Here is a 23567-nt window from a genome sequence, read left to right as displayed (position 1 = left end):
GCGAAAACGTGATCCCTTCAATCTCTATTATTGGATCAAGTCAAAAAGTTGTGGAGAAATTTGTGTAAATCACCTCCATGGCATTAGCATTAACAGCTCTTGATGGTTGTTTTTTTGTTGATTTTCCAGACTTTATTTCTCGCAAAAACACTGAGCCTTCAAGTTTTTGTATTGATTTTTTAACTCCGCGACTTTGCGACTTCGCGAGATTTTTATTTCTTCACAACTTTTGGACTTGATTCTTTTTACTTCTGGCATGTAGATATAAAAAACAGCGCTACCATGGTAGCGCATAAAATGTTTTTTTTTATTATTTTCTTTTGTTATTTAATGAATAACAGAAATTTTTAAATTTTCAGAGTTGCTTCTTTTTTCAAAAAGCTCACTTTACATTCGTATAAGTACAATACTTGCTGTACTATAACCAAGCAAGCATTCAATTGCCACGAAATGTATTTAAAATCCTCACTTAAATTCTCAGTCAAATTTCCTATTAAGTACAGAACAGTACTTGGTAGCATGTAAATTATAATACCTATTGTTATAAAATAATATACTTTTTCAGTCGCCAGTTGATTGTACAAATGCATCAACGCATAACAAACCAATAAAAGTGAGGTCAGCGAAATTGCAAATAAGTTAAAGTCAAACAACAAATTGTAATCATACACATATTGACAAGCTATTAAAAACAAACCCAAGTACATGCTATACTGCACGTACATTATTTGTTTTTTGTTTGTAAAAAGTGATTTAAAAAACAATCCCAGTAAAATAAATTGTATTATAAAAAAGGTATTTACTACTATTAGATTATGAATCGCCAGTCTGTATAAGACTTCCATTGAAAATTGCATAATGCAGCTAGATACTATATACCATACAAAAAAAACATTAGCTTTTTCCTTTCGAAAAAAGCTAATGCTGTAAAAAATGAGATTTAAAAATAGAAGTACGTAAACTAAGTATATTAAAAAATCATCCATAATTTTACATATCCTATTTAAAATCAATAAGGTGGACTAGGACGCACACCGTCATAGACAACATCTCCGGCTGAGTCCAGACCTTTATTTGCTGTAGGTGGTGGCCCGTAAACATCTATGTATTTTCCAGTTTTTTCATCTAGTTTTGCTCCCACAAAAAGTAAAGTTTTCTCTTTTTGATCATTGATCCCGATATAAGCACGAACGGCTTCGGTATCAAGTTGCAAAACTAGTTCTAAACTTTCTCTTGGAATCAAAAAAGATTTTACTTTTTTGTCATTCTCTTCGATGGTTTTGTCCTCCTCGTATCTTTTCTCCCATGCTTCGGCTGTAGCTAATGGAACTTGAATAGGATTCGGAAAAGTTTCTTCATTCATAGTTTACAAATTAGAATTAGTTAATAGTATTAGATTTGTTAAATGGTTATGCTAAACTACCGAATTAATTTTTATATAAGAAATATAATCGTGTAAAATTACTACTGAGAACTGGCTAATTATCAATTCAAAAAAAATCCTTACAAGTCACTAAACTTATAAGGATTTTTATTTACAATTTATTGATTTTAAACGATTTAAAAAGGAACATCGCTATCATCATCGTCCTCATTCAGATTGCTTCCGAACGCTTCATTAGGCGATGGTAAACTTTTAGTAGCGAATGGATTATCGTCGTGATTCATCTTAGAAGGCAAATCGTCATAACCACCTGTAAAGTCTTCGAGGTTATCAAACTTACCTAAATGTCCAAGGAATTTCAATCGTACGTTCTCAAGACTACCGTTACGGTGTTTGGCTATAATAAACTCAGCCTGACCTGCTGTAGGTGATTGTTCGTCATCATCCCATTCTTCAATTTTATAATATTCAGGACGGTAGATAAACGAAACGATATCAGCATCCTGCTCAATTGCTCCGGATTCACGAAGATCCGATAGTAAAGGTCTTTTACTGGATCCACGGGTTTCAACCGCACGGGACAACTGTGAAAGTGCGATTACCGGAACGTTTAACTCTTTTGCTAATGCTTTTAAGTTTCGGGAAATCGTCGAAATCTCCTGCTCACGGCTTCCTCCTCCTTTTCCGTTTCCTCCTGCTGTCATCAACTGCAAGTAGTCGACAATGATTAATTTAATTCCGTGTTGTGATGCCAAACGACGGCATTTTGCACGTAAATCGAAAATAGAAAGCGAAGGTGAATCATCAATAAACAGCGGCGCTTTCTCTAAATCTTTTACTTTAGTACTTAGTTGTTCCCATTCGTGTTTCTCCAATTTTCCTGTTCTTAATTTCTCAGAAGACAATCCTGTTTCTGACGAAATAAGCCTCGTAATCAACTGTACAGAAGCCATCTCCAGAGAGAAAACGGCCACCGCATGTCCATAATCAATAGCTACGTTACGTGCCATCGAAAGTACAAATGCGGTTTTACCCATACCAGGACGGGCGGCTATAATAATTAAATCACTCGGTTGCCATCCTGAGGTGATCTGGTCTAATTTTTCAAATCCTGTTGCAACACCACTCAAACCTTCTTTACCAGCAATTTCTTCAATACGTTTCTTTGCCTGTAAAACTAAACTCTGAGCTGTTTCTGAACTTCGTTTAATATTTCCCTGAGTTACTTCGTATAATTTAGATTCTGCTTTATCCAATAAGTCAAATACGTCAGTTGTTTCATCATACGATTCTTCAATAATTTCAGAAGAAATTCGGATCAAACTTCTTTGAATATACTTTTGAAGTATGATACGAGAGTGAAATTCAATATGCGCCGAAGAGGCAATTTTTTGTGTAAGTTGAATTAAATAAAAATCTCCTCCTGCTAAATCTAATTTTCCATTCTTTTTCAGCTGAGTCGAAACGGTTAACAAGTCAATTGGTTGTGTTTCGGTAAAGAGTTGCACAATTGCTTCAAAAATAAATTTATGTGCATCTTTATAAAAAGCATCAGCCTGTAAAATATCAATTACATCATCCACCCCTTTTTTGTCAATCATCATCGCACCAAGAACAGCTTCCTCTAAATCAAGTACTTGAGGAGGAAGTTTTCCTTTCTCTAAATTAATGACTGCGGATTTATCTGCCTTTGCAGGGTATACATTTTTGAAATTTTCCATATAGCGAAAGTAGCAAAATTAAAAAAAACAATGCTATCGAGTTATAACTATTAATTGTTTATAAATAAGTTTTTTTTGTTGATAACCAAAAAAAAATCCGAAACGACAAGGCTTCGGATTTTAAATAATTTTGTAAGAATTTACTCCTTGTATTCCCCCATCTGACTATATTTGTCCATTCTTTGGGCAATTAAGTCGGCTGTTGATAAGTCTTTCAATTCATTATATCCTTTAGTAATATATTCTGCTACTGTTTTAAAAGTAGTTTCACGATCGTAGTGTGCTCCTCCTAATGGTTCCGGAATCACATCGTCAACTAATTTTTGTCTTTTCATGTCAGATGAAGTCAATTTTAAAGCATCAGCTGCACGCTCTTTGTATTCCCAGCTTTTCCATAAAATAGAAGAGCAAGATTCCGGAGAAATTACAGAATACCAAGTGTTTTCTAACATGTAAACTTTATCTCCAACACCTATTCCTAAAGCTCCTCCAGAAGCACCCTCACCTACAATAATAGTGATAATCGGCACTTTTAAGCGAACCATTTCGAAAATATTTCTGGCAATAGCTTCTCCTTGACCTCTTTCTTCTGCTTCTAAACCAGGATAGGCTCCAGGAGTATCTACTAAAGTTAAAACCGGAATACCAAATTTCTCTGCCATTTTCATCAAACGCAAAGCTTTACGGTATCCTTCAGGGTTTGCCATACCAAAATTACGGTATTGACGAGTTTTGGTGTTGTATCCTTTTTGTTGACCTACAATCATAAAAGATTGTCCGTTAACTTTTCCTAAACCACCAACCATCGCTTTGTCATCTTTGAAACTTCTGTCTCCATGAAGTTCTAAAAAAGTATCACCGCAGATTGCTCTGATATAATCAAGTGTATAAGGCCTGTTCGGGTGTCTTGACAATTGTACACGCTGCCAAGCCGTAAGGTTTTTATATATTTCTTTCTTGGTTTCTTCTAGTTTCTTGTTGATTTCTTTACAAGTAGGTGTAACATCAACGTCAGATTCTTTTCCAATTATAACGCACTTTTCTAACTGTTCTTCAAGTTCTTTTATTGGAAGCTCAAAATCTAAATATTCCATGGATTTTTGAATTTTGTTTGTAAATCGAACCGCAAATATAAAAATATTATATCATTGGGAGAATTAAATATTGTTTAATGTGTAAAAATGCAATTTTAAAATAAGTAAAATACTATACTTTTTCCTTGTTTTGATAATGTTTAAAAACGCCGTTTAGGATAACTGTAATCACAATTATTATCGCTCCAATATAAAATTCCGTGCTCATTTTTTCTTTTCCTCCAAGAATAAAATAGGCCAGAACAATTCCGTAAACAGGCTCCAAATTAGTGGTTAACATCACCGTATAAGGCGTTAATCTCTGCATCACTTTTACAGAAGCGGTAAAAGCATAGGCTGTAAATACGGAGGCCAAAACAAATAACAGAATCCAGTTGTTTGTTGACATTGTAAAGAAATCAGCATTAAATTTTCCTTTAAATAAAAAATAAACGGAAATAAAAAAAACACCGGCTCCAAACTCATAAAAAGTAATTACGGAAGGCTCATGATTGCTAATTAATTTTCCATTCATAAGCGTAAACAATACACCCAGAATTATAGACGCCAACGCAAAATAAATGCCCTGTAAATATTTAATTTCTACCTGTAAAATCAAAGCTAATCCGCCAATAATTATAAGTCCGAAAAAAACTTCATACCATAATATCTTACGCCCGAAAAAGATGGGTTCTAATAAAGAGGCAAAAAAAGCGCCGAGTGAAAATATAGAAAGCGTAATGGAAACATTGGAAATATGGATCGCTTTAAAGAAGAAAACCCAATGTAAGGCAATCAAAAGCCCGACAAAAATGAGTTTAAAAAATTCTTTAACCGGAACCCGAAAAGATTGCTTTTTATAAACAATAAAACATCCTAAAAAAATACCGGCAAGAAGCATTCTGTACCAAACCAGATTCTCAGCATCAATAGTAATTAAAGCGCCCAAGACGGCTGTAAAACCCCAAATAAAAACAATTAAGTGTAAATTTAAGTAACTTTTTAAATTATCGTTTCGCATTACGTAATAGGTAAACTGCTAAAATTCCGAAAACCATATTCGGAAACCAAACAGCAAATAAAGGTGAGAAAGTAGATTTTTCGGCAAGGGTCCCGAATATTTTATCAAAAAACACAAAAGAAAACGCAATTGCAATTCCAATCGCCAAATTGGTTCCCATTCCTCCACGACGTTTCATTGAAGAAACTGCCACGGCAATAATTGTTAAAATAAAGGCAGATACCGGAACACTGTATTTTTTATAAAGTACTACCAAATAAGTATTTATATTTCCTGAACCTCGTTTTTTTTCTTTATCAATAAATTTATACAGTTTCCCTAAACTTAAAGTTTCGGCAATATAAACGACAGGCGTTAAATCCTCGAGCTCAAATTTAAAGGCTACATTTTTTTCAGGAACTTTTTCAATGACATCATTTAATTCACCGACTGTTCTTTTGGTGTAATCGTATAGCGTGTAAATTTTCTTTTTCGGATCCCATTTGATGCGACTTGCTGTGATTTTATACGTCAACATGTCCTTGTCAAAATGTTCTAACGTAAAATTAAAGGCTGTTTTAGACTCTTCATTAAAACTATTGACATAGATAAAATCATTATCATTAATTTGTCTGAATACATTGGTGTTTTCACCACGCATAAGCTGTTTACCATTCCCTTTCAGATAGGTGTATCTAAAATTATTAAAACCTTCACTGGCTGCAGGAACAATAAAAAATCCCATTAATAATACAAAAACAGATACAATACTTGCACCGATAATATAAGGTCTCAGAAATCGGGTAAAGGAAATTCCCGAACTTAAAATGGCAATAATTTCGGTATTGTTTGCCAATTTTGAGGTAAACCAGATTACCGATAAAAACAAAAATATCGGGAATAATGAGTTTGCAAAATAGACTGTAAAGTTGTAATAATAGATCGCAATATCCGTAAATGGGACTTTGTTCTCTAACATTTTATTTACCTTCTCCGAAACGTCAATTACGATTCCGATTGGGATAAATAAGAGTATCATCACCGAAAAAGTGGCTAAATATCTTTTTAAAATATACTTGTCTATTATCGTCAGCATATATATTTTTTAGTTTGAAAAGGTTTCAAGTTTCAGGTTTCAGGTTTCAGGTTTTCTTGTAATACCCATAAACTTGAAACCTGAAACTTAAAACTTCTTATAGTCTTTGACTCATATTTTTAACCATCATTTCTTTCCAAGGTCTGAAATCGCCAGCTAAGATATGTTTTCTGGCTTCACGAACCAACCACATATAGAAACCAAGATTATGAATCGTTGCAATTTGTTTTCCTAAATATTCGTTCGCAGCAAACAAGTGACGTAAATAAGCTTTTGTATATTCTGTATCTACGAAAGTATGTCCCATCTCATCGATTGGAGAGAAATCAGCTTCCCATTTTTTGTTCTTGATATTGATTGTTCCGTTTGCTGTAAACAACATTCCGTTTCTTGCATTACGCGTTGGCATTACACAATCGAACATATCAATTCCTAACGCAATATTTTCCAGAATATTAATTGGAGTTCCTACTCCCATTAAATAACGAGGTTTATCTTCCGGCAGGATTTCACAAACTACTTCTGTCATGGCATACATTTCTTCAGCAGGTTCTCCTACTGACAGTCCGCCAATAGCATTTCCTTGCTGACCAGCATTTGCAATATACTCCGCTGATTGACGACGCAAATCTTTATACGTACTTCCCTGAACAATCGGAAAAAAAGTTTGCTCGTATCCATATTTATAAGGAACTTTATCTAAATGATTGATACAACGATCCAACCAACGGTGTGTCATGTGCATCGAACGTTGTGCGTATCTGTAATCGCAAGGATAAGGTGTACATTCATCAAAAGCCATAATGATATCGGCTCCGATGGTACGTTGAATTTCCATTACATTTTCGGGTGTAAAGAAATGATATGAACCGTCAATATGCGATTTAAACTTTACTCCTTCTTCTTTGATTTTTCTGTTATTAGAAAGCGAATACACTTGATATCCTCCTGAATCAGTCAAAATATTGCGATCCCAATTCATAAATTTATGCAATCCACCTGCTTTTTCAAGAATTTCAGTCTGTGGACGTAAATATAAATGGTAAGTGTTTCCGAGAATAATATCCGGATTAATATCTTCTTTCAGCTCTCTTTGGTGCACACCTTTTACCGATGCAACAGTCCCAACAGGCATAAAAATAGGAGTTTCAATAACTCCGTGATCTGTAGTAATACTCCCCGCTCTTGCTTTCGACTGCGGATCTTTTTGTAATAAATCAAACTTCATATACGCGTTTTTCAGTCGGCAAAGATAGGCTAATTTGAGGAAAATTTAATGACAAAATAGAATATCCTTTTTCTATTGCTTCAAAAGATATAAACCTTTAAAATCGCTGCAAATACTGACAATAAATATCCCCAACATTGAAGCCAACAGCATCACATAATTATTTTATTGAGAAAAAAATCAAAAATCATGAAGAAGAAATTAAATTTCAAAAGCAAATCATCTTAAAAAAATCAGGAATTCACTATAATTTTCTCATTAACAATCCTGCGAGAAAAATCCACTAAATTTGAATCACAAAATTAAACACAACACACAAAATGAATTTATCACAAAAACTAGGATATCCGGAAGAGACTAAATTATTACTCATACATGCAGATGATGCCGGATTATCGCATTCTGAAAACAGAGCTACCATACAAGCACTTGAGGCAGGATTCGTAAATTCTTACAGCATAATGATGCCTTGCCCATGGTCTTTTGAAATGGTCAATTACGCAAAAAACAATCCCCAATTCGAACATGGGGTTCACCTAACCCTAACCTGTGAATGGGAAAACTATAAATTTGGTCCGGTTGCACCAATTTCTGAAGTTTCTTCATTAGTAGATAAAAACGGGCATTTTTACAAAAGTAGAGCTGATTTTTTCAGTAATGCAAAAGCTACAGAAGTAAAAAAGGAACTTCGCGCTCAGATCGAAAGAGCCTTACATTTCGGTTTACAGCCCACTCATCTTGACTCTCATATGTACAGCGTGGGCGTTTCTCCTGAATTTTTAGAAATATACAAAGCCTTAGGCAAAGAATACAACTTAGCTGTTTTTCTGAATAAAGCTTTTATTGAATCGGTTAATTTAACGAACGAAAGTTTCGACTTCGAAAATGACATTGTGGTCGAACACCTTCATATTGGTCATTACGATTATTTTGTAAAAGACGAACAAAAAAAATATTACAGCAGCGTCCTGGACAATATGGCTCCTGGATTGAATGCCATTTTGATACATCCGGCTTTTGATGACGATGAAATGAAAGCTGTCACTATAAACCATCCCAATTTTGGTTCAAAATGGAGACAAATAGACTTGGAGTATTTCACCAGTCCGGAATGCAAATTAAAACTTGAAGCGAATAACATTCAACTAATTACCTGGAAAGAAATCAAAGAATTAAACAATTAGAAAATGAAACAATTCTAAACATCAAAACTATTTTTTGTTATGAAAAAGACTTTCATTATACTATTGCTTTTTATCACTACAAAAACTTTCAGTCAAGACATGAAAACAGATTGGGCCAATATCTCTAAATATTCAAAAGAAAATCAAGCTTTAAAACTAGAACCGGAAAACAAAAACCGAATTGTTTTTATGGGAAACTCTATCACTGAAGGATGGAAAACCTATGATCCTGAGTTTTTTTCGAATAAAAATTATATCAATCGAGGCATCAGCGGCCAAACCTCCTCGCAAATGTTGGTACGATTTCGGGCAGATGTAGTTTCTTTAAAACCAAAACTGGTTATTATCCTTGCCGGAGTCAATGATATTGCACAAAATAACGGTCCGATTGAACTCGAAGATATTCTGGGTAACATTATTTCGATGGCAGAATTAGCCAAACAAAACAACATTAAAGTGATCCTTTCATCCGTACTGCCCGCTTTAGATTTTAAATGGAGAAAAGGATTAGAACCTGCCGAAAAAATAATCAAACTCAATGAAATGATTCAAAACTATTGCAAAGAAAACCAGATTATTTATACAGACTATTTTTCAAAAATGAGCGACGATCAAAAAGGCTTGGATAGGAAATACACTTTAGATGGTGTGCATCCTACATTGGCCGGATATAAAATTATGGAGCCTTTGATTGAGAAAGCTATTCAGGAGACATTAAAATAGAGTTATCATAACTTCTTAGATTGTATCTTTTTCGGGAATCAAACTTCCTGACTTTAACTACTTCTAAAGAAAACTTTTAACTTCTGATTGGTTTAAATCTTCGTATCGGAGAACTACGAAACTTTATAACTCAACATCTCGATATATATAACACATTTCCTTAAAAATGATTTGTCTCCCCGCAAAATAACAATTACTTTTGCAACAGTTTAACTTTTACATATAAAATGAAGCCTAACACACAACAATTAAGCGATTTAACTATCCAAGTAAGAAGAGATATTCTTCGAATGGTACATGCTGTCAACTCTGGTCATCCAGGCGGATCACTAGGTTGTACTGAATTTTTGGTTACTTTATACCAAAATATTATGGACCGTAAAGAAGGTTTTGATATGGACGGAATTGGAGAAGATCTTTTCTTCCTTTCAAACGGACATATTTCTCCAGTTTTTTATAGCGTTTTAGCCCGTAGTGGTTATTTCCCTGTTTCGGAATTGGCTACGTTTAGACTTTTAAATTCTCGCTTACAAGGACATCCTACGACACACGAAGGATTACCTGGTGTTCGTATCGCTTCCGGTTCATTAGGACAAGGTTTATCTGTAGCTCTTGGAGCAGCTCAGGCTAAAAAATTAAATGGCGACAATCATATCATTTACAGCCTACACGGTGATGGTGAATTACAAGAGGGTCAAAACTGGGAAGCTATCATGTATGCTTCTGCTAAAAAAGTAGACAACGTTATTGCTACTATCGACCTTAACGGAAAACAAATTGACGGAACAACAGATGAAGTTCTGGCAATGGGAAGTATCCGCGCTAAATTTGAAGCTTTTGACTGGGACGTTCTTGAAATCAAAGAAGGAAACAATATCGATGCTATCCTTGCCGGTTTAAATGATGCAAAATCAAGAACAGGAAAAGGAAAACCGGTTTGTATTTTGTTACACACTGAAATGGGTAACGGAGTTGACTTTATGATGCACACGCACGCTTGGCACGGAAAAGCACCAAACAATGATCAATTAGCAAGTGCTTTAGCTCAAAACACATCAACTTTAGCAGACTATTAAAAAGTGTTCAGTCTCAGTAATTAGTTTTCAGTTAAAAAAACTCAAAAACTTAGTCACTGAATCCTTAGAACCTCAAAATGAAAAAACAGAAATGAAAAAATATACAAATACAGGAAGTAAAGATACTCGTTCGGGTTTTGGAGCGGGAATGACAGAATTAGGTCAGAAAAACGAAAATGTTGTGGCATTATGTGCCGATTTAATTGGATCATTAAAATTTGATGATTTCAAGAAAAATCACCCCGAGCGTTTTTTCCAAATTGGTATCGCAGAAGCGAATATGATTGGAATCGCAGCTGGTTTAACCATTGGAGGAAAAATTCCATTCACAGGAACTTTCGCCAATTTCTCAACAGGAAGAGTTTACGATCAAATTCGTCAATCTGTTGCTTACTCTGATAAAAATGTAAAAATCTGTGCTTCTCACGCTGGTTTAACACTTGGTGAAGATGGAGCAACACACCAAATCCTTGAAGATATCGGTTTAATGAAAATGTTACCGGGAATGACTGTAATTAACACTTGTGATTACAATCAAACCAAAGCTGCTACTCTTGCATTAGCAGACCACCATGGCCCTGCTTACTTACGTTTTGGACGTCCTGTAGTAGCTAACTTTACTCCTGCTGATGAGCCTTTCGTAATTGGAAAAGCTATTTTATTAAACGAGGGTTCTGATGTTACCATTGTAGCTACCGGACATTTAGTTTGGGAAGCTCTTATCGCTGCTGAAGCTTTAGAAGCAAAAGGAATTTCTGCTGAAGTAATCAACATTCACACTATCAAACCACTTGACGAAGAAGCTATTCTAAAATCATTGGCCAAAACAAAATGTGTAGTAACAGCAGAAGAACACAACATCCTTGGAGGATTAGGAGAAAGTGTTTCCAGAGTACTTGCCTTAAACAATCCGGCTCCACAAGAATTTGTAGCTGTAAACGATAGTTTTGGTGAATCCGGAACTCCAGAACAATTGATGGAGAAATACAAACTAAACAATCAAGCGATTGTTGAAGCTGTAGAAAGAGTTATCAAAAGAAAATAATTTTAGATTTTCTTCTTTATACAAAAAAACCTCGAAAGTGATTTCGAGGTTTTTTTGTATTTAAAAACTTTATTAATTTTTGTAAGGATACGTATTATCTAAATGAATCCTTGTTCTTCCTACTGCTTTATAATCCTCATCAACAAATTTTCGTGGATTCGCAGCAGACTCTGGCTTATTAGGATCTGTAAGCGCTCCGGTTGGTTTTCTAGGAATAGCCCATAGCTCCGTTTCATCTACATTTGGTGTATTAGGATTATCCGCAACCGGATTAAAAGGATAATATTTACTCACCCCAGAATTAACCCCTGCAGGCTTAGTAATTTCCAGAAGCGTGGTATAACCATCCCCGTCATCATCAACGTCTATAAAATCAGCCAAACCATCATGATCTGTATCATCTAAAAGTTTTCCATCTGGAGGATTTGGATATTTTGTTGTATTTCTAAAATCATACATATAACCATCTCCATTTAAATCTTCCTCAAAATCATAAATCCCATCAAAGTCATGATCCAATCTTTGAACACCCAATAATTTAAAACTAAACACCAGACAAGAATAAGCAGGGATATCAGTCTGACCAGAACCATAGTACGCTAATCCGGAAGGCAAAAACATAACACCAGCCCCGAAATTTTCATAGGTTATAACACCACTACCATCTGTTGCCATTTTAGCAGTACCCATCCTAAACTGAGGGAAAATTTCCGGCCATCCTTCTATTACAGATGTTGTCAAATACGGCTCCAGACTAAAATCTCTAGCCAATCCATAAGAAGTATCAAAAACTTTATTATTTAATGTATTTCCAGAGTAAGATGCAGAAATTCTGTCATAATTACAAGGAGCAGCACCTGTACCTTTTCTTAAAGACAAATAATAAACGGTATAGTTAACATCATTACTGTAAACCACTCTATTTTGCAAAGGATATACGGTCTGATCCCAAATAGAAACTTGCGCTCCTCCTACCGGAATTTTTTCTATTACAATATCAAAATTAGCGCTGACGCTTTTAATATAATTGCTCTTTAAATATTTCATAATCGAATCACTGTCAGCCTTGTACTGCTCCTTGTAATCTCTTAAAGGAACCGTTTCTACATCATCGTCATCATTTTTATTACACGAAACGATAGCAATACCGGCAAGTAATAAAATAAAATAATATTTAAATTTATTCATTATTCTTATATTTTTAGGTGCGCAAGATACAATATTGATTTATTTTTGTAAAGATTTTAACTTCTATTTTAGAAAAATTATGAGAATAGATAAATACCTGTGGTGCGTACGCTATTACAAGACCCGAAATATGGTTACCGAAGCCTGTAAAAAGAACCACATCACTGTAAATGGGCAGGTTGCGAAACCATCAAAAGAGGTTTTCCCGACCGACAGGATTACCTTTAGAAAAGATCAGATTACGCAAATCATAACCGTACTTGACATACCGGAAAGTCGTGTTGGAGCAAAGCTTGTTGACATCTATCGCAAAAACGAAACACCGGCCGAAGCTTATGCTCATCTGGAGTTGCTAAAACTTTCTAAAGAACACTATCGCAAAAGTGGAACCGGAAGGCCCACCAAAAAGGACCGTAGAGATATTGATGAGTATGGGAATGAGATTTTTGATGAGGAGGAAGGAGATTGAAATTCCAAAACTTGAAATTCCAAATTCCAACCATTCAAACAAACTCTATTACTAGGAACTATAAATTGTTTCAAAAAGAATTCCAAGTAAACACAAATCCGAGCCCAAACATTGGAATTTGGAATTTTTAAAACTTGGAATTTAATGCCCTAAATATGTATTTTAGCAAAAAAATAAATCATGAACAAGAACATCATCTTAACGAATCAGGAAATCGAACATAAAATAAAACGTATCGCTTATCAAATTTACGAGACTTTTGTTGACGAAGACGAAGTTGTGATAGCCGGAATCGCCTCTAACGGATCTGTTTTTGCTCAAAAACTGGCAGTAGCTTTAGGCAACATCTCAAATCTGAAAGTCTCTCTTTGCGAAGTTAAAGTTGACAAACAAAATCCGCAGTCACCCATACAAACTTCTTTACCGGCCAGCGAATATGCTAACAAAGGATTAGTCCTTGTTGATGATGTCTTAAATTCCGGTACTACTTTAATATACGCAGTTCGTCATTTCTTAGACGTTCCGCTTAAGAAATTCAAAACTGCAGTACTTGTAGACCGAAATCATAAAAAATACCCCGTGAAAGCTGATTTCAAAGGAATCTCCCTTTCCACCTCTTTATTAGAGCATGTTCAGGTTGTTTTCGACGAAAATGGCGGTGATTATGCTTTTTTAAGCTAGTATCCTTATAATATCCTGAACCGTTTCTTCGACTGATTTGCCATCAACCGGGACTTTATGTTGTGCCTGGTTGTAATAAAAGCTTCGGTCGAATAAATGTTTCGCAATAAACTCTCTCATTTCTTCTTCATTCATATCAGCAATCAAGGGACGCTTGCTCTTGTTATGAACTAACCTATTATATAATGTCTCTATGGAGGCTTTTAAATAAATTGAAGTAACACCATCGTTCTTCAATAATTCATGGTTATTTGCATAACATGGCGTTCCTCCACCCAAACCAATTATACTATTTTCTGAAGATTGAAGCAATTCCACAAAAATTTCGTGCTCTAATTTTCTAAAATAGATCTCCCCATGTTGTTCAAAAATTTCATTTATTGATAAATTGACTCTATTTTCGATACATTTATCCAAATCCAAAAACGGAATATTTGTAATTTTCGACAAATTCTGGGCAATTGTTGACTTTCCGCACCCCATATAACCTAATAACACAATTTTTTTCATACTAATAAAACCTTATAAACTAAGACGTTGAGAATTTTTCTTAAAAAAAGACAAATTTATAATAAAAATGCTTGGAAACTTCGAAAATAACTCCTTATATTTGCACCCGCATTCAAGGAATTAAATGACTCGATAGCTCAGTTGGTAGAGCACATCACTTTTAATGATGGGGTCCTGGGTTCGAGCCCCAGTCGGGTCACAAATTTTGTGATTAACAAATTAAATTCCTTGAAAGCAATGACTCGATAGCTCAGTTGGTAGAGCACATCACTTTTAATGATGGGGTCCTGGGTTCGAGCCCCAGTCGGGTCACAAAGGTCGAGTAATTCAATTACTTGACCTTTTTTTTTGGCCACGTGGAGAAACGGTAGACTTGCCATCTTGAGGGGGTGGTGCTCGTAAGGGCGTGTGGGTTCAAATCCCACCGTGGTCACTTTTAAGACTACTTATTATTAAAAAACGCCCGTAAAATAAGGCGTTTTTTAATTTGTACTAAATTAATATCCCGACAATATCCCGACATATATACACGTAAACAAATATAAAATAACACTTATTTACTATAAGTATAAACAGTTCTTTTTATCTCCGGAAGACTTTCTTCGACCCAAACACTTTGACTGTTAAAGTAACTTGTCTTAAATATTTTTAATTTCAGATTCGCATTAGTGAGTTCTGTAATAAAATAATTCTTCTTAGTAAAAACTTTACCATCCTGGTAAATAGTAACAATTAATTCTTGATCAGCATCGTTGATAGCATAAGTACCAGTAAGCGCTGTTTGTTTACAACCTGATTCACTTGACACATCAGCAAGCCCACTCTTTTCTACTACTTCAGTACCTGTTTTTAATTCAATGTAACTTAGTGATTTTTCACATTTAGTTAACTCCTGCTCCACACCATATGTATTTGCGGACACATATTTCCAATTGCCAACAATAGAAAGTGAATCTTCTTTTTTATTATCATCACTTGAACACGACAACGTTCCAAATAATACCAAAACGAGTAATACTTTTTTCATAATTTTTATTTAATAGGTTTGTAATTTTCTAAGCTTATTTTCTTTCTTGACTTAATAGCATACACTTCTCCAGTTCTTGAATCTAGTATAATTGGAATACCTTCTCTATTGTTAGAAAATACATACCTTCCATTTCTGGAACTATTATAGAAACAAATCAAGACACCTAAAAAAAAGATGGCTAACATTATTAAAACTGCTTTTTTAAACATTTAATTTGTTTTTAAGTAACTATTCAAGTCTTATTACACCGACAACAATTGCAAGAGCTCTTATTGAATTTTTAGGTATTTTAAAAGGAGGATAATGTGTTTTGTTATCTGAATGACATTCAAGACACTCTTCATCATCCTCGCATTGAAACAATCTTTTTACGATCGCTCCCTGTTCAGTATCTAATACATAAGGTTTTCCCCATTGAAAGAAAGAACGGTCTTTTAAAGGCTTACACGCAAGTAAATCTCCATTACTATACTTCGGATACATTGACGATCCAGAAACTCTAATTAAATACTTCACTCCTTTGCCTTCTAACTCAGGAATTCGATAACCACTTACAGTATCATACTGCATGATTTGATTGTCACCGGAACCATAGCCGGCCATGGCATCAATATCTATCAACGGAATTCCATCCTTATTATGCACTTCCTGAATAAGAACTGATTTTAACATAGTACCACTTCCTGTCAAAAACCAAATAGGATCAAGATCTAAACAATTGTCTAATATTTTTTTTATAATCCCCTCACCTAAATCAGCATTTCTTTTGATTTGAGTAGCAATATACCCATTAGACAAGTCGTTCTGCTTCTCGAAAGAACTATTACTAAACCCTTTAAAATCAATATACTCCTTTAACCTCAATACTGCTTTCATAAAAATAATTAGAAAATTGTTTAATAATATTTGTTTTATTTAAACTATTGTTTATATATTTGTCATGAACGAAAACAAACAAAAAATAACATTTGCAAAGGTAGATATTAAAGTTTTTTAAACGCAAAATACTTAAATCTATTTTATACAAATAAAACTACAAATTTTAAAATTACCTTTTATGAGCACGTCTGTAATTTTTAGAAGAAATAATTTTTTGATTTTATTGAATCTATTATCGATTGATGAAGGGATCATTTACGCAAGTAGTTTTACTGATCCAAAAAAATCTGTTTTCCAAGAAACTTATTCAAAACCTAAAAAATAAATAACATGAAATTAGAAGCAGAATTATCCGATGAAGCAATGGATAAATTGGCTGTAAAAGTTGCGGCAAATGTAGTTGGATTGTTAAATAATCAACAGCCATCCAAAAAAGAAAAACTTTATACCGTTTCTGATATTTGTGAAAACACAGGGCAATCAGAATCAACAGTTACAAGACATATCCGAATGGGATTAATGAAAGCGTCTAAAGTTGGTAAATCTTGGCTAATAACTGAAGAAAACTACAAAAACTACATTAACATTCATCCAGCATAATTATGAAAAAATTTTTATTTACTGAAAAAAAAATAGATAAGTCGATAGCTTCTTTATTAGAAAAAGGATTCTCTCAAAACACTACATGTTCAGATGGAAAGCCAAGTATTTTATTGATTGATAGAAAAAATAAAAATTTCTTTTTGGCAGACAAGGAAGTATTCATCCATGTTAATGCAATTGTAAAAGATAAATTCAAAAAATCATACAAAAAAACGTCTCTTAAAAAAATATATAACTGGAAATAATATGGGAGAAGGAGACGAATATAAGGGATGCGCTTGGATCATTTTTGCATTTTTCTTAGGAATTGCAGTAGTCATTTTAGCAACAAAAGTTTAACTAACAATTATAAAAACAAATATTTATGGTACCTGATGAAATTATTACAATAGAAGCTAATACAGAATTAATATATCAACATGAGAAAGCTCAGATTGATACCCAAATTGCAACTGCTAAAGCATTTCCGAGAGATATTAAGCAAGCTGTACAGGATTCAATAGCAACTGTTACGATGGATTATGAAACTGCTGCAAGTTGTAGTTACGCAGTTCCACGAGGTGGAAAAACAATTAACGGCCCTTCAATTCATTTAGCTTTAATTCTGGCTCAAAATTGGGGTAATTTACGAATTAGCTCAAAGGTAACATCCATTGATGGAAAAAGTGTTACATCTCGAGGTGTCTGTTTTGATTTACAGAAAAACATTGCAATCGAGCAAGAAGTAAAAAGATCCATCATGTCAAAAAACGGAAGAATGAGCGACGATATGATTACTGTAACCGGTAATGCTGCAAATTCTATTTCTTTGAGAAATGCCATTCTTAAAGTTATTCCAAAAGCTGTAGTTGATAAAGTAGCTCAGTCAGCAAAGAATTTAATTTTAGGAGATATATCCGATGAAGCTAAATTTATTATAAAAATTAATGATTATTTCAACCGTATTATTACTACATATGGTGTTACAGAATTGGAAATATTAGCTTCTGTTGGTAAGCCTAATAAATCTACTATTACACCTGATAATTTGGTTACATTGATTGGCTTCGCTCAGTCTATTAAAGATGGAGATGCTACTGTTGAAACTATTTTCAGACCAAAACAAGTTAACGATAAGGCGAAAGAAGAAAAAGTTGATTCGACAAAACTTAAAGTAAAAATTGCTCAGGCGAAAACTTTAGAGGCTATTAATAAACTGGAAAAAGATATTCCTGCAGACGATACAGATTTGTTCACTATCTTCTCCGATAAGAAAAGAGAATTATCTAATCCTACTGGAAATGACTCTGCTCCAGGTAAACTATTGTAAATATGGAGAGTCGTTATAAAAACATGACTGAAGAAGAATTGGCTAATATTAATAGCCAATTCTTAATCAATAGTTGGAGCTTTTCAAAAGTTGGTGAATTTTCTAGAAACGAAAAAGCTTTCGAAATGACAAGCATTTATGGCTATGAAATAAAAAATTCTTCTACGAATGTTGCCGGAGTAGCATATCATAATGCACTACAACATTTCTTTCAAAGTTTTAAGGAAGGTAATGTATTAGAATTAGTCGATTTAGAAGTTGTTGCCTATGACACCATAGACGAAACTCCAGCTAATAAATGGAAAATTCAAAAAACAACTCCCACCATTGCTGATGCAAAGTTAAAAGCCACTAAAACAGTCAGTGCTTTACTTCAAAATTTCATGAAAGAAATAGGTACCTATCTAGATGAAATTGATGAAATATTAGATGTAGAAATATTTGGATCTGAATTTGTCATTATAGATGGTGTAGAAATTCCTTTGCCATGTAACTTTAAGATTGATCTAGTTTTCAAAAGCAAAGAAGGTAAAATTGTTATTACAGATCACAAATCAAAAATGGCAATTTCCAGCGAAGAAGAAATGAAACTTCTTATGGGAAAACAAGGCATCACATATGTAAAAGGTTACGAATCTAAGTCAGGAATTAAAGTTGACGAAGTTTGGTTTATAGAAAATAAGTATTCTGAAAACAGAGATAGGACAAATCAATTAGTTTGCTTCAAAATTAATTTTGAAAGTGAGGATGTTCGTCGATTATACGAAGCTCTGCTTTATGAGCCTCTTAAAAAAATGATTGAAGCTGTCAATGATCCTGACTATATCTACATGATTAATGATTCTGATAATTTAGTTGACAGGGCTGAAATTTATGAATTTTGGTGTAAAACAAGAATTGCAGAAGTTGAAGATTTTAATATTGATCCAGCTAAAAAAGAGCTTATCGCCCTTAGACTTAAAAAAACCCGTGATGTATCACTAGGAACTATAAATCCTAAAGTAATTAAGCAATTCCAAGAAAGCGCATCACAATTTATCCAATACGATTTAAGTAATAAAAATATGTCTGACGAAGAAAAAATAGAGCATGTTCTAAGAACATTTGGTGCTCCAGTTAAAGTAGAACACAAGTTTAATGGATATTCAAGTAATACTTTTTTACTAGCCGTATCCGGAGGTGTAAAAATATCTTCTATTCAAAACCATAAATTAGACTTAGCAAGTGCGCTTAATGTGTCCAATGTAAGAATTTCTAAAGATTTAGTTGTTCACGAAGGAAAAGCCTATTTATCTGTTGATTTATCCAAAAAAAGAGAACGAGATCTCTTATTAAACAAAAAAGATCTAGTCGGATATAAAATTCCCATCGGAAGAGACAATTTTGAAAATGTTATTTATTGGGATTTAGAGAATCATTCAACTCCACACGCACTGGTATGTGGTGCTACTGGATCAGGAAAATCAGTTTCTTTAAGATCTACAATTGAATATATGAAACTTGCTAAAATATCGGACATTACAATTTTAGATCCTAAGTATGAATTTTCACAGCTTAAGATTCCTGGTGTAAAAGTAATCAGTGATATTTTAGAAATAGAAGATTTCATGATCGCCGCAGTTGATCAAATGAATTTAAGAGTTCAAACAGGCGGAAAACATCCTTTCAAGGCTATTATTTTTGATGAATTTGCAGATGCACAAGCGCAAGCACGTTCTGGAAAAGAATTAAATAACTATGAAGATCAGGAAGTTGGTTTTTATAGGTTATCATCTGCAGCAGTATTGGCAGGTGCTCAACCTCAACCAAAAATAGAAAGAGTATTGGTTGGACAATCAAAATCTCTTGAAGAAAATCTTAGAATTTTAGCTCAGAAAGGCCGTTCTGTAGGGTATAGAATTATGGCAGCAACTCAACGGGCTTCTGTAAAAATTATTACCGGTGATGCTAAAGCTAACTTTCCTGTTCAAATCTGTTACAGAGTTCCGAAAGAAGTCGATTCTAAAGTGGTTTTAGACGAAGGTGGAGCTGAATCATTAGGAGGTTATGGAGATGGCTTAATTCGTTCTCCTGAATATCCTGAATTGGTTCGTTTCCAAGCTTATTATAAGCCATGAAACGAACTAAGAAATCACAAAGCACTAAAGAAGTCCGTAATGATTCAAAAATAGAAAATCAAATTGGATGTGGTTATTGTGATAAAGAAAAAAAGTGTCCAAAAAGAGATCCTACAATAAATAAAGCAAAACAAGGGTGTGAAGATTGGAAACACTGGCAGGATTCTAATCAAAATTAAAAATAACCATGGCTAAAATAACAAACCAAATTTTCCCTCCTGAACTTAAAATGGTTCAAGGTAAAATATACTTTATATCATTTGGACCTAACACGCAATTGGTTGTAAGGTTTAAAGAGACAAGTGCAACGAACCATGTCTTTTACGATTCATTGCATTACTGGAATAGTTTTGAAACTTTTCACAAACGAGATCAAGCAAACTATTGTGTGCTGAATGGTATTGAAGAAATACGAGAAGCTACTCTCCCAGAAAAGCATGCCTTAATAAAATTTGAATTAGAAAATAATTGTATATAAAATGGAAGTATCAGGAAAAGTAAAAGTAGTTAATCCGGAACAACAAGTTGCTGCATCATTTAAAAAAAGAGAAATTGTAGTAACTACAGATGAACAATATCCTCAGCATATTCTAATTGAATTTACTCAGGACAAATGCGATCTATTAAATGGATATCGTGCAGGAGAACCAGTAAAAATTGGTATCAATCTACGTGGCCGAGAATGGGTAAATCCACAAGGAGAAACACGTTATTTCAACTCAATTCAAGGTTGGAAGATAGAAAGGTTAGCGGGAACCGCTCCTGCACCTGGCAATGGAAGTGCAGTTGATGAATACAATCAAAGACATTCTGGCGCAACGGCATCACCTGCAGAAGCATTTGCTCCAGCAACTAATTTAAACGAAGACGAGCCAGACGACTTGCCTTTCTAAATTAAAATCAAATGTCAGTTGAATTTTACATAGTTCCTGCCCTCTATGATAGAGATACTTATTTCTTATTCAGAGATTACGGAAATGAAATAAAATTCACTGTAATTGAAGGAAAAATAACAATTATTGGTAATGGATTCTTTGTTCCAAAAGAGCTTGAATTCATAAAAGATAATTTTCTTTGAAAAAATTAGTATCAATTATTTGTACTATTAATATAAATCATTGATATTTGTATCCCTGAGTTTATAAACTCACTATAGTTTCCACCTATAGAAAGATACTAAGGTAACCCAACCTTAAACCGCCCTTAATTGGCAACTGTCGTGGAAGCAGTTGTTTTTTAAGGGCTTTGTTTTTTAGCTATGGTAAATCTAACTCAACCAAATAATGTTCAGGCAGCCGTTCTGTACACATTGATACAAAAAGGAAAAGTTTCTATTGAAGATTTTCCTCATTTGTCCGGATTTAGAACTAGAGTTTCAGAAATCAATTTACAGCATGAAATTTCGATGCAAAGTTTTAATAAGAAAGGTAAAAACCAATTTGGAAGGATTATCACTTATGTCGAGCATCATATAGATCCAACCGAAGTAGAAAAAGCAATTCAGGTTTATAAAACAATCAATAAATAACAACCATGGCAGAAGATAAAAATGGAATACTTGTTTATGCTGATTGGATTGACAAATTTGAGGAATTGGAAGACGATGAAGCAGGAAGATTAATCAAACATTTCTTTAGGTATGTTAATGATCAAAATCCTATAGCGCCTGATAGACTTACAAAATTAATGTTTGTTGATATCCAAAATCAACTAAAACGAGATTTAAAGAAATGGGAAGACACTATTGAAGGGAGAAGTTCTAGTGGTAGACTAGGAAACATAAAGCGTTGGCATAATGACTTATACGGTGAAATTATGGCTAAAAAAATAAGTTTAGAACAAGCGGAAGAAATCGCAAAAGATCGCAAAAGATCGCTACCCGATAAAAACGCATCGCACCCAATCGCAAATATCGCTGTTACTGATACAGTTAATGATACAGTAGATGAAAATGATATTAATACACAAAGTAAGACTCCTAACGGAGTTGTTGATTTAAAAAATCAACGAGTGTCTCCAAAAATTGATTTCGAAAAATTGATTTGTTTTTTTAATGATAATAGAGGTGCCTTACCTGCATTGAAAATAATGTCAGATGCTAGAAAAAAAAGAATATCGGCACTTGAAAAAAAACATGGAAAAGAATCGATTTTACTTGTGATAAAAAAAACAAGAGATTCAAATTTTCTCCAAGGAGATAATCCGACAAACTGGTCCGCAACATTTGATTGGATTACCAATCCAGCCAATTTCATTAAAATATTAGAGGATAATTACATCAATAAAGAAAAAGGTTCAGCGGAAAAAGAAAAAGATCCGATTGTCGCAGGAAGAATGACCGCAAGTGCAATTCAAAAAGGTTTAACAGGATGGGATTTAAAAATGTAAAACATGGAAAACGGAATTTATAAAGTTGATAAACTAGCAATAGTTCAAGAACAGGAAGAAAGAGCTTCTGAAAAGATTTATGAAATCGAGAATCGTTGCAATGTACCGGTAATAGCTTTTTTTAAATCAAATTTCGGATTTATTAAAATTAGAAATAGAAAATCCGAGCCAGAAATAACATTTTTAGTTGGTGCAGCTTTATTGAAATCTGCTGTTCAATTAGGTCTTAAAGACATTGATAACCTGCATAAGCCAGATATATTAAAAGCAATATTTAGCCACTATCAGGATTTGACTTTAGAAGAAATATACAAAGCGTTTGAGCTTGAAAGATATGGCATGTACGACACAAAAACAGAGCACTTTCAGCTTTTTAATGCGGAATATGTAACTACTATTTTGAAAAAATATCGTGCCTTCAAACACAGAATAAAATCAGAAAATCACATTTCAAACAATGAAAATTCTTCAACAGAGATAACGCCAGAGGAAAAAGAAGCAATTGTAAGTAATGGAATTAATCGAGTTTTTAATGAATTCAAAGAAACCAAAACCATAGACGGTCCGACTGAATACATCTTCGATTTTTTAGTTGAGAAAGGTAAAATAAAAACAAAAGGCAAACCGGCCGTCGCCGACTATTACCAGGATAAAATTAATGAAGCTAAAGAGCAACTAAAAAAAGAAAATGAGATTAAGAACTCTAGCAGTTCGAGTAGCCTTGAAAGGAAAAATCTTAAATCAGATATAGCAAACATCATTTCTGGCACCTCTCCAAAAATCATCATCCGCGCCAAGAGAAACATTCTGTTAGAATATTTCAAAAAACAACTAGAGCTAAACCAACAAACCATTTTTTAATT

29 protein-coding genes and 3 tRNA genes are annotated in these 23567 nt (G+C 33.8%); 20 read left to right on the top strand and 12 right to left on the bottom strand.

From position 1 onward, the window contains the following. Window positions 1-347: 347 nt before the first annotated feature. The 7 genes from ACHRV3_RS11940 to tgt all read right to left on the bottom strand — a co-directional run bounded on the left by ACHRV3_RS11940 (window position 348) and on the right by tgt (window position 7502). Window positions 348-845, bottom strand: a complete 498-nt coding sequence (locus tag ACHRV3_RS11940) for a hypothetical protein (protein WP_047774439.1) — start codon at window positions 843-845, stop codon at window positions 348-350. Window positions 846-1009: 164 nt separating this feature from the next. Beyond that, window positions 1010-1363, bottom strand: a complete 354-nt coding sequence (locus ACHRV3_RS11935; RefSeq protein ID WP_047773819.1) for a hypothetical protein — start codon at window positions 1361-1363, stop codon at window positions 1010-1012. 197 nt (window positions 1364-1560) lie between these two features. Continuing rightward, the gene (gene dnaB, locus ACHRV3_RS11930; RefSeq protein ID WP_047773821.1) at window positions 1561-3105 is read right to left on the bottom strand and encodes a replicative DNA helicase; all 1545 of its coding nucleotides are present in this window, start codon (window positions 3103-3105) and stop codon (window positions 1561-1563) included. Between the two features lie 140 nt (window positions 3106-3245). After that, window positions 3246-4199 carry an acetyl-CoA carboxylase carboxyltransferase subunit alpha gene (locus ACHRV3_RS11925; protein ID WP_047773822.1) on the bottom strand — a complete coding sequence of 318 codons (954 nt, stop codon included), beginning with the start codon at window positions 4197-4199 and terminating at the stop codon, window positions 3246-3248. A gap of 112 nt (window positions 4200-4311) precedes the next feature. Continuing rightward, on the bottom strand, window positions 4312-5199 hold the full coding sequence (locus ACHRV3_RS11920) for a DMT family transporter (RefSeq protein ID WP_395434835.1): 888 nt from the start codon (window positions 5197-5199) through the stop codon (window positions 4312-4314). Next, window positions 5186-6274, bottom strand: coding sequence for an LptF/LptG family permease (locus ACHRV3_RS11915; RefSeq protein WP_047773826.1), 1089 nt, complete (start codon window positions 6272-6274; stop codon window positions 5186-5188). Before ACHRV3_RS11915 ends, ACHRV3_RS11920 begins: the two co-directional genes overlap by 14 nt. A gap of 97 nt (window positions 6275-6371) precedes the next feature. After that, window positions 6372-7502, bottom strand: coding sequence for a tRNA guanosine(34) transglycosylase Tgt (tgt, locus tag ACHRV3_RS11910; protein ID WP_047773828.1), 1131 nt, complete (start codon window positions 7500-7502; stop codon window positions 6372-6374). A 320-nt stretch (window positions 7503-7822) separates the two neighbouring features. Here tgt and ACHRV3_RS11905 point away from each other — a divergent pair, with 320 nt between their 5' ends. From ACHRV3_RS11905 to ACHRV3_RS11890, 4 genes are all read left to right on the top strand, one after another. Then, a complete protein-coding gene (locus ACHRV3_RS11905) occupies window positions 7823-8686 on the top strand; it encodes a polysaccharide deacetylase family protein (RefSeq protein WP_395434834.1) in 864 nt (287 codons plus the stop codon). A gap of 39 nt (window positions 8687-8725) precedes the next feature. Next, window positions 8726-9409, top strand: a complete 684-nt coding sequence (locus ACHRV3_RS11900) for an SGNH/GDSL hydrolase family protein (RefSeq protein WP_395434833.1) — start codon at window positions 8726-8728, stop codon at window positions 9407-9409. Window positions 9410-9636: 227 nt separating this feature from the next. Then, the gene (locus tag ACHRV3_RS11895) at window positions 9637-10485 is read left to right on the top strand and encodes a transketolase (protein WP_047773834.1); all 849 of its coding nucleotides are present in this window, start codon (window positions 9637-9639) and stop codon (window positions 10483-10485) included. Between the two features lie 91 nt (window positions 10486-10576). Further along, window positions 10577-11530, top strand: a complete 954-nt coding sequence (locus tag ACHRV3_RS11890) for a transketolase family protein (protein WP_047773835.1) — start codon at window positions 10577-10579, stop codon at window positions 11528-11530. A 72-nt stretch (window positions 11531-11602) separates the two neighbouring features. Here ACHRV3_RS11890 and ACHRV3_RS11885 read toward each other — a convergent pair whose 3' ends face one another. Then, complete coding sequence (locus ACHRV3_RS11885; protein ID WP_395434832.1) at window positions 11603-12718, bottom strand: FKBP-type peptidyl-prolyl cis-trans isomerase; 1116 nt, start codon at window positions 12716-12718, stop codon at window positions 11603-11605. A 79-nt stretch (window positions 12719-12797) separates the two neighbouring features. Here ACHRV3_RS11885 and ACHRV3_RS11880 point away from each other — a divergent pair, with 79 nt between their 5' ends. Beyond that, the gene (locus ACHRV3_RS11880; protein ID WP_230003030.1) at window positions 12798-13187 is read left to right on the top strand and encodes an RNA-binding S4 domain-containing protein; all 390 of its coding nucleotides are present in this window, start codon (window positions 12798-12800) and stop codon (window positions 13185-13187) included. Window positions 13188-13367: 180 nt separating this feature from the next. After that, entirely contained in the window at window positions 13368-13868 is a 501-nt protein-coding gene (locus ACHRV3_RS11875) for a phosphoribosyltransferase family protein (RefSeq protein WP_047773840.1), read from the top strand. Here ACHRV3_RS11875 and ACHRV3_RS11870 read toward each other — a convergent pair. Then, window positions 13860-14378: a shikimate kinase gene (locus ACHRV3_RS11870; RefSeq protein WP_395434831.1), complete on the bottom strand. Its 519-nt coding sequence runs from the start codon at window positions 14376-14378 to the stop codon at window positions 13860-13862. The two genes, ACHRV3_RS11875 and ACHRV3_RS11870, sit on opposite strands and share 9 nt — an antisense overlap. 126 nt (window positions 14379-14504) lie before the next feature. Between ACHRV3_RS11870 and ACHRV3_RS11865 the strand changes: the two genes are divergently transcribed. The 3 genes from ACHRV3_RS11865 to ACHRV3_RS11855 all read left to right on the top strand — a co-directional run bounded on the left by ACHRV3_RS11865 (window position 14505) and on the right by ACHRV3_RS11855 (window position 14811). Beyond that, window positions 14505-14577, top strand: a tRNA-Lys gene (locus ACHRV3_RS11865). A 40-nt stretch (window positions 14578-14617) separates the two neighbouring features. Beyond that, window positions 14618-14690: transfer RNA gene (locus tag ACHRV3_RS11860), tRNA-Lys, on the top strand. Window positions 14691-14728: 38 nt separating this feature from the next. Further along, window positions 14729-14811, top strand: a tRNA-Leu gene (locus ACHRV3_RS11855). A gap of 120 nt (window positions 14812-14931) precedes the next feature. Here ACHRV3_RS11855 and ACHRV3_RS11850 read toward each other — a convergent pair. From ACHRV3_RS11850 to ACHRV3_RS11840, 3 genes are read right to left on the bottom strand one after another with little or no spacing between them, the layout of a single operon-like run. Further along, window positions 14932-15405, bottom strand: a complete 474-nt coding sequence (locus ACHRV3_RS11850; RefSeq protein ID WP_395434830.1) for a lipocalin family protein — start codon at window positions 15403-15405, stop codon at window positions 14932-14934. A gap of 5 nt (window positions 15406-15410) precedes the next feature. Then, window positions 15411-15617, bottom strand: coding sequence for a hypothetical protein (locus ACHRV3_RS11845; protein ID WP_395434829.1), 207 nt, complete (start codon window positions 15615-15617; stop codon window positions 15411-15413). A gap of 19 nt (window positions 15618-15636) precedes the next feature. Continuing rightward, the gene (locus ACHRV3_RS11840) at window positions 15637-16272 is read right to left on the bottom strand and encodes a helix-turn-helix transcriptional regulator (RefSeq protein ID WP_395434828.1); all 636 of its coding nucleotides are present in this window, start codon (window positions 16270-16272) and stop codon (window positions 15637-15639) included. Window positions 16273-16617: 345 nt separating this feature from the next. Here ACHRV3_RS11840 and ACHRV3_RS11835 point away from each other — a divergent pair, with 345 nt between their 5' ends. The 11 genes from ACHRV3_RS11835 (at window position 16618) to ACHRV3_RS11785 (ending at window position 23565) form a co-directional block, all read left to right on the top strand. Further along, window positions 16618-16887: a helix-turn-helix domain-containing protein gene (locus ACHRV3_RS11835; RefSeq protein WP_395434826.1), complete on the top strand. Its 270-nt coding sequence runs from the start codon at window positions 16618-16620 to the stop codon at window positions 16885-16887. A gap of 2 nt (window positions 16888-16889) precedes the next feature. After that, window positions 16890-17135: a hypothetical protein gene (locus tag ACHRV3_RS11830; protein WP_395434825.1), complete on the top strand. Its 246-nt coding sequence runs from the start codon at window positions 16890-16892 to the stop codon at window positions 17133-17135. A 119-nt stretch (window positions 17136-17254) separates the two neighbouring features. Beyond that, window positions 17255-18199, top strand: a complete 945-nt coding sequence (locus ACHRV3_RS11825; RefSeq protein WP_395434823.1) for a hypothetical protein — start codon at window positions 17255-17257, stop codon at window positions 18197-18199. A 23-nt stretch (window positions 18200-18222) separates the two neighbouring features. After that, a complete protein-coding gene (locus ACHRV3_RS11820; protein WP_395434822.1) occupies window positions 18223-20316 on the top strand; it encodes a DNA translocase FtsK in 2094 nt (697 codons plus the stop codon). Further along, window positions 20313-20495 (top strand): hypothetical protein, encoded by a 183-nt coding sequence (locus tag ACHRV3_RS11815; protein WP_395434821.1) that lies wholly within the window; start codon window positions 20313-20315, stop codon window positions 20493-20495. The genes ACHRV3_RS11820 and ACHRV3_RS11815 overlap by 4 nt, the downstream gene beginning before the upstream one ends. 8 nt (window positions 20496-20503) lie before the next feature. Further along, the gene (locus ACHRV3_RS11810) at window positions 20504-20794 is read left to right on the top strand and encodes a hypothetical protein (protein ID WP_395434820.1); all 291 of its coding nucleotides are present in this window, start codon (window positions 20504-20506) and stop codon (window positions 20792-20794) included. A gap of 1 nt (window position 20795) precedes the next feature. Further along, window positions 20796-21209: a DUF3127 domain-containing protein gene (locus ACHRV3_RS11805; RefSeq protein ID WP_395434819.1), complete on the top strand. Its 414-nt coding sequence runs from the start codon at window positions 20796-20798 to the stop codon at window positions 21207-21209. An 11-nt stretch (window positions 21210-21220) separates the two neighbouring features. After that, window positions 21221-21394 carry a hypothetical protein gene (locus tag ACHRV3_RS11800; RefSeq protein ID WP_395434817.1) on the top strand — a complete coding sequence of 58 codons (174 nt, stop codon included), beginning with the start codon at window positions 21221-21223 and terminating at the stop codon, window positions 21392-21394. A 180-nt stretch (window positions 21395-21574) separates the two neighbouring features. Beyond that, window positions 21575-21844, top strand: coding sequence for a hypothetical protein (locus ACHRV3_RS11795; RefSeq protein ID WP_395434816.1), 270 nt, complete (start codon window positions 21575-21577; stop codon window positions 21842-21844). Window positions 21845-21849: 5 nt separating this feature from the next. Next, a complete protein-coding gene (locus ACHRV3_RS11790) occupies window positions 21850-22704 on the top strand; it encodes a DUF6291 domain-containing protein (protein WP_395434815.1) in 855 nt (284 codons plus the stop codon). A 3-nt stretch (window positions 22705-22707) separates the two neighbouring features. After that, a complete protein-coding gene (locus ACHRV3_RS11785; protein WP_395434814.1) occupies window positions 22708-23565 on the top strand; it encodes a hypothetical protein in 858 nt (285 codons plus the stop codon). Window positions 23566-23567: the final 2 nt, after the last annotated feature.

The sequence above is a fragment of the Flavobacterium sp. FlaQc-49 genome, from assembly GCF_044005985.1.
Lineage (GTDB): Bacteria > Bacteroidota > Bacteroidia > Flavobacteriales > Flavobacteriaceae > Flavobacterium > Flavobacterium cupriresistens.
This window is presented reverse-complemented; position numbering and strand designations above follow the sequence as displayed.

Excerpts from the sequence above, each read along its gene's own strand:
- ACHRV3_RS11895 (WP_047773834.1), top strand. The coding sequence starts at position 9,637 with ATGAAGCCTAACACACAACAATTAAGCGATTTAACTATCCAAGTAAGA.
- ACHRV3_RS11875 (WP_047773840.1), top strand. The coding sequence starts at position 13,368 with ATGAACAAGAACATCATCTTAACGAATCAGGAAATCGAACATAAAATA.
- ACHRV3_RS11885 (WP_395434832.1), bottom strand. The coding sequence starts at position 12,718 with ATGAATAAATTTAAATATTATTTTATTTTATTACTTGCCGGTATTGCT.
- ACHRV3_RS11795 (WP_395434816.1), top strand. The coding sequence starts at position 21,575 with ATGGTAAATCTAACTCAACCAAATAATGTTCAGGCAGCCGTTCTGTAC.
- ACHRV3_RS11815 (WP_395434821.1), top strand. The coding sequence starts at position 20,313 with ATGAAACGAACTAAGAAATCACAAAGCACTAAAGAAGTCCGTAATGAT.
- ACHRV3_RS11845 (WP_395434829.1), bottom strand. The coding sequence starts at position 15,617 with ATGTTTAAAAAAGCAGTTTTAATAATGTTAGCCATCTTTTTTTTAGGT.
- tgt (WP_047773828.1), bottom strand. The coding sequence starts at position 7,502 with ATGAAGTTTGATTTATTACAAAAAGATCCGCAGTCGAAAGCAAGAGCG.
- ACHRV3_RS11870 (WP_395434831.1), bottom strand. The coding sequence starts at position 14,378 with ATGAAAAAAATTGTGTTATTAGGTTATATGGGGTGCGGAAAGTCAACA.
- ACHRV3_RS11920 (WP_395434835.1), bottom strand. The coding sequence starts at position 5,199 with ATGCGAAACGATAATTTAAAAAGTTACTTAAATTTACACTTAATTGTT.
- ACHRV3_RS11835 (WP_395434826.1), top strand. The coding sequence starts at position 16,618 with ATGAAATTAGAAGCAGAATTATCCGATGAAGCAATGGATAAATTGGCT.
- ACHRV3_RS11785 (WP_395434814.1), top strand. The coding sequence starts at position 22,708 with ATGGAAAACGGAATTTATAAAGTTGATAAACTAGCAATAGTTCAAGAA.
- ACHRV3_RS11880 (WP_230003030.1), top strand. The coding sequence starts at position 12,798 with ATGAGAATAGATAAATACCTGTGGTGCGTACGCTATTACAAGACCCGA.
- ACHRV3_RS11900 (WP_395434833.1), top strand. The coding sequence starts at position 8,726 with ATGAAAAAGACTTTCATTATACTATTGCTTTTTATCACTACAAAAACT.
- ACHRV3_RS11810 (WP_395434820.1), top strand. The coding sequence starts at position 20,504 with ATGGCTAAAATAACAAACCAAATTTTCCCTCCTGAACTTAAAATGGTT.
- ACHRV3_RS11850 (WP_395434830.1), bottom strand. The coding sequence starts at position 15,405 with ATGAAAAAAGTATTACTCGTTTTGGTATTATTTGGAACGTTGTCGTGT.
- ACHRV3_RS11820 (WP_395434822.1), top strand. The coding sequence starts at position 18,223 with ATGACTGAAGAAGAATTGGCTAATATTAATAGCCAATTCTTAATCAAT.
- ACHRV3_RS11830 (WP_395434825.1), top strand. The coding sequence starts at position 16,890 with ATGAAAAAATTTTTATTTACTGAAAAAAAAATAGATAAGTCGATAGCT.
- dnaB (WP_047773821.1), bottom strand. The coding sequence starts at position 3,105 with ATGGAAAATTTCAAAAATGTATACCCTGCAAAGGCAGATAAATCCGCA.
- ACHRV3_RS11925 (WP_047773822.1), bottom strand. The coding sequence starts at position 4,199 with ATGGAATATTTAGATTTTGAGCTTCCAATAAAAGAACTTGAAGAACAG.
- ACHRV3_RS11790 (WP_395434815.1), top strand. The coding sequence starts at position 21,850 with ATGGCAGAAGATAAAAATGGAATACTTGTTTATGCTGATTGGATTGAC.
- ACHRV3_RS11915 (WP_047773826.1), bottom strand. The coding sequence starts at position 6,274 with ATGCTGACGATAATAGACAAGTATATTTTAAAAAGATATTTAGCCACT.
- ACHRV3_RS11935 (WP_047773819.1), bottom strand. The coding sequence starts at position 1,363 with ATGAATGAAGAAACTTTTCCGAATCCTATTCAAGTTCCATTAGCTACA.
- ACHRV3_RS11805 (WP_395434819.1), top strand. The coding sequence starts at position 20,796 with ATGGAAGTATCAGGAAAAGTAAAAGTAGTTAATCCGGAACAACAAGTT.
- ACHRV3_RS11800 (WP_395434817.1), top strand. The coding sequence starts at position 21,221 with ATGTCAGTTGAATTTTACATAGTTCCTGCCCTCTATGATAGAGATACT.
- ACHRV3_RS11905 (WP_395434834.1), top strand. The coding sequence starts at position 7,823 with ATGAATTTATCACAAAAACTAGGATATCCGGAAGAGACTAAATTATTA.
- ACHRV3_RS11890 (WP_047773835.1), top strand. The coding sequence starts at position 10,577 with ATGAAAAAATATACAAATACAGGAAGTAAAGATACTCGTTCGGGTTTT.
- ACHRV3_RS11940 (WP_047774439.1), bottom strand. The coding sequence starts at position 845 with ATGGAAGTCTTATACAGACTGGCGATTCATAATCTAATAGTAGTAAAT.
- ACHRV3_RS11825 (WP_395434823.1), top strand. The coding sequence starts at position 17,255 with ATGGTACCTGATGAAATTATTACAATAGAAGCTAATACAGAATTAATA.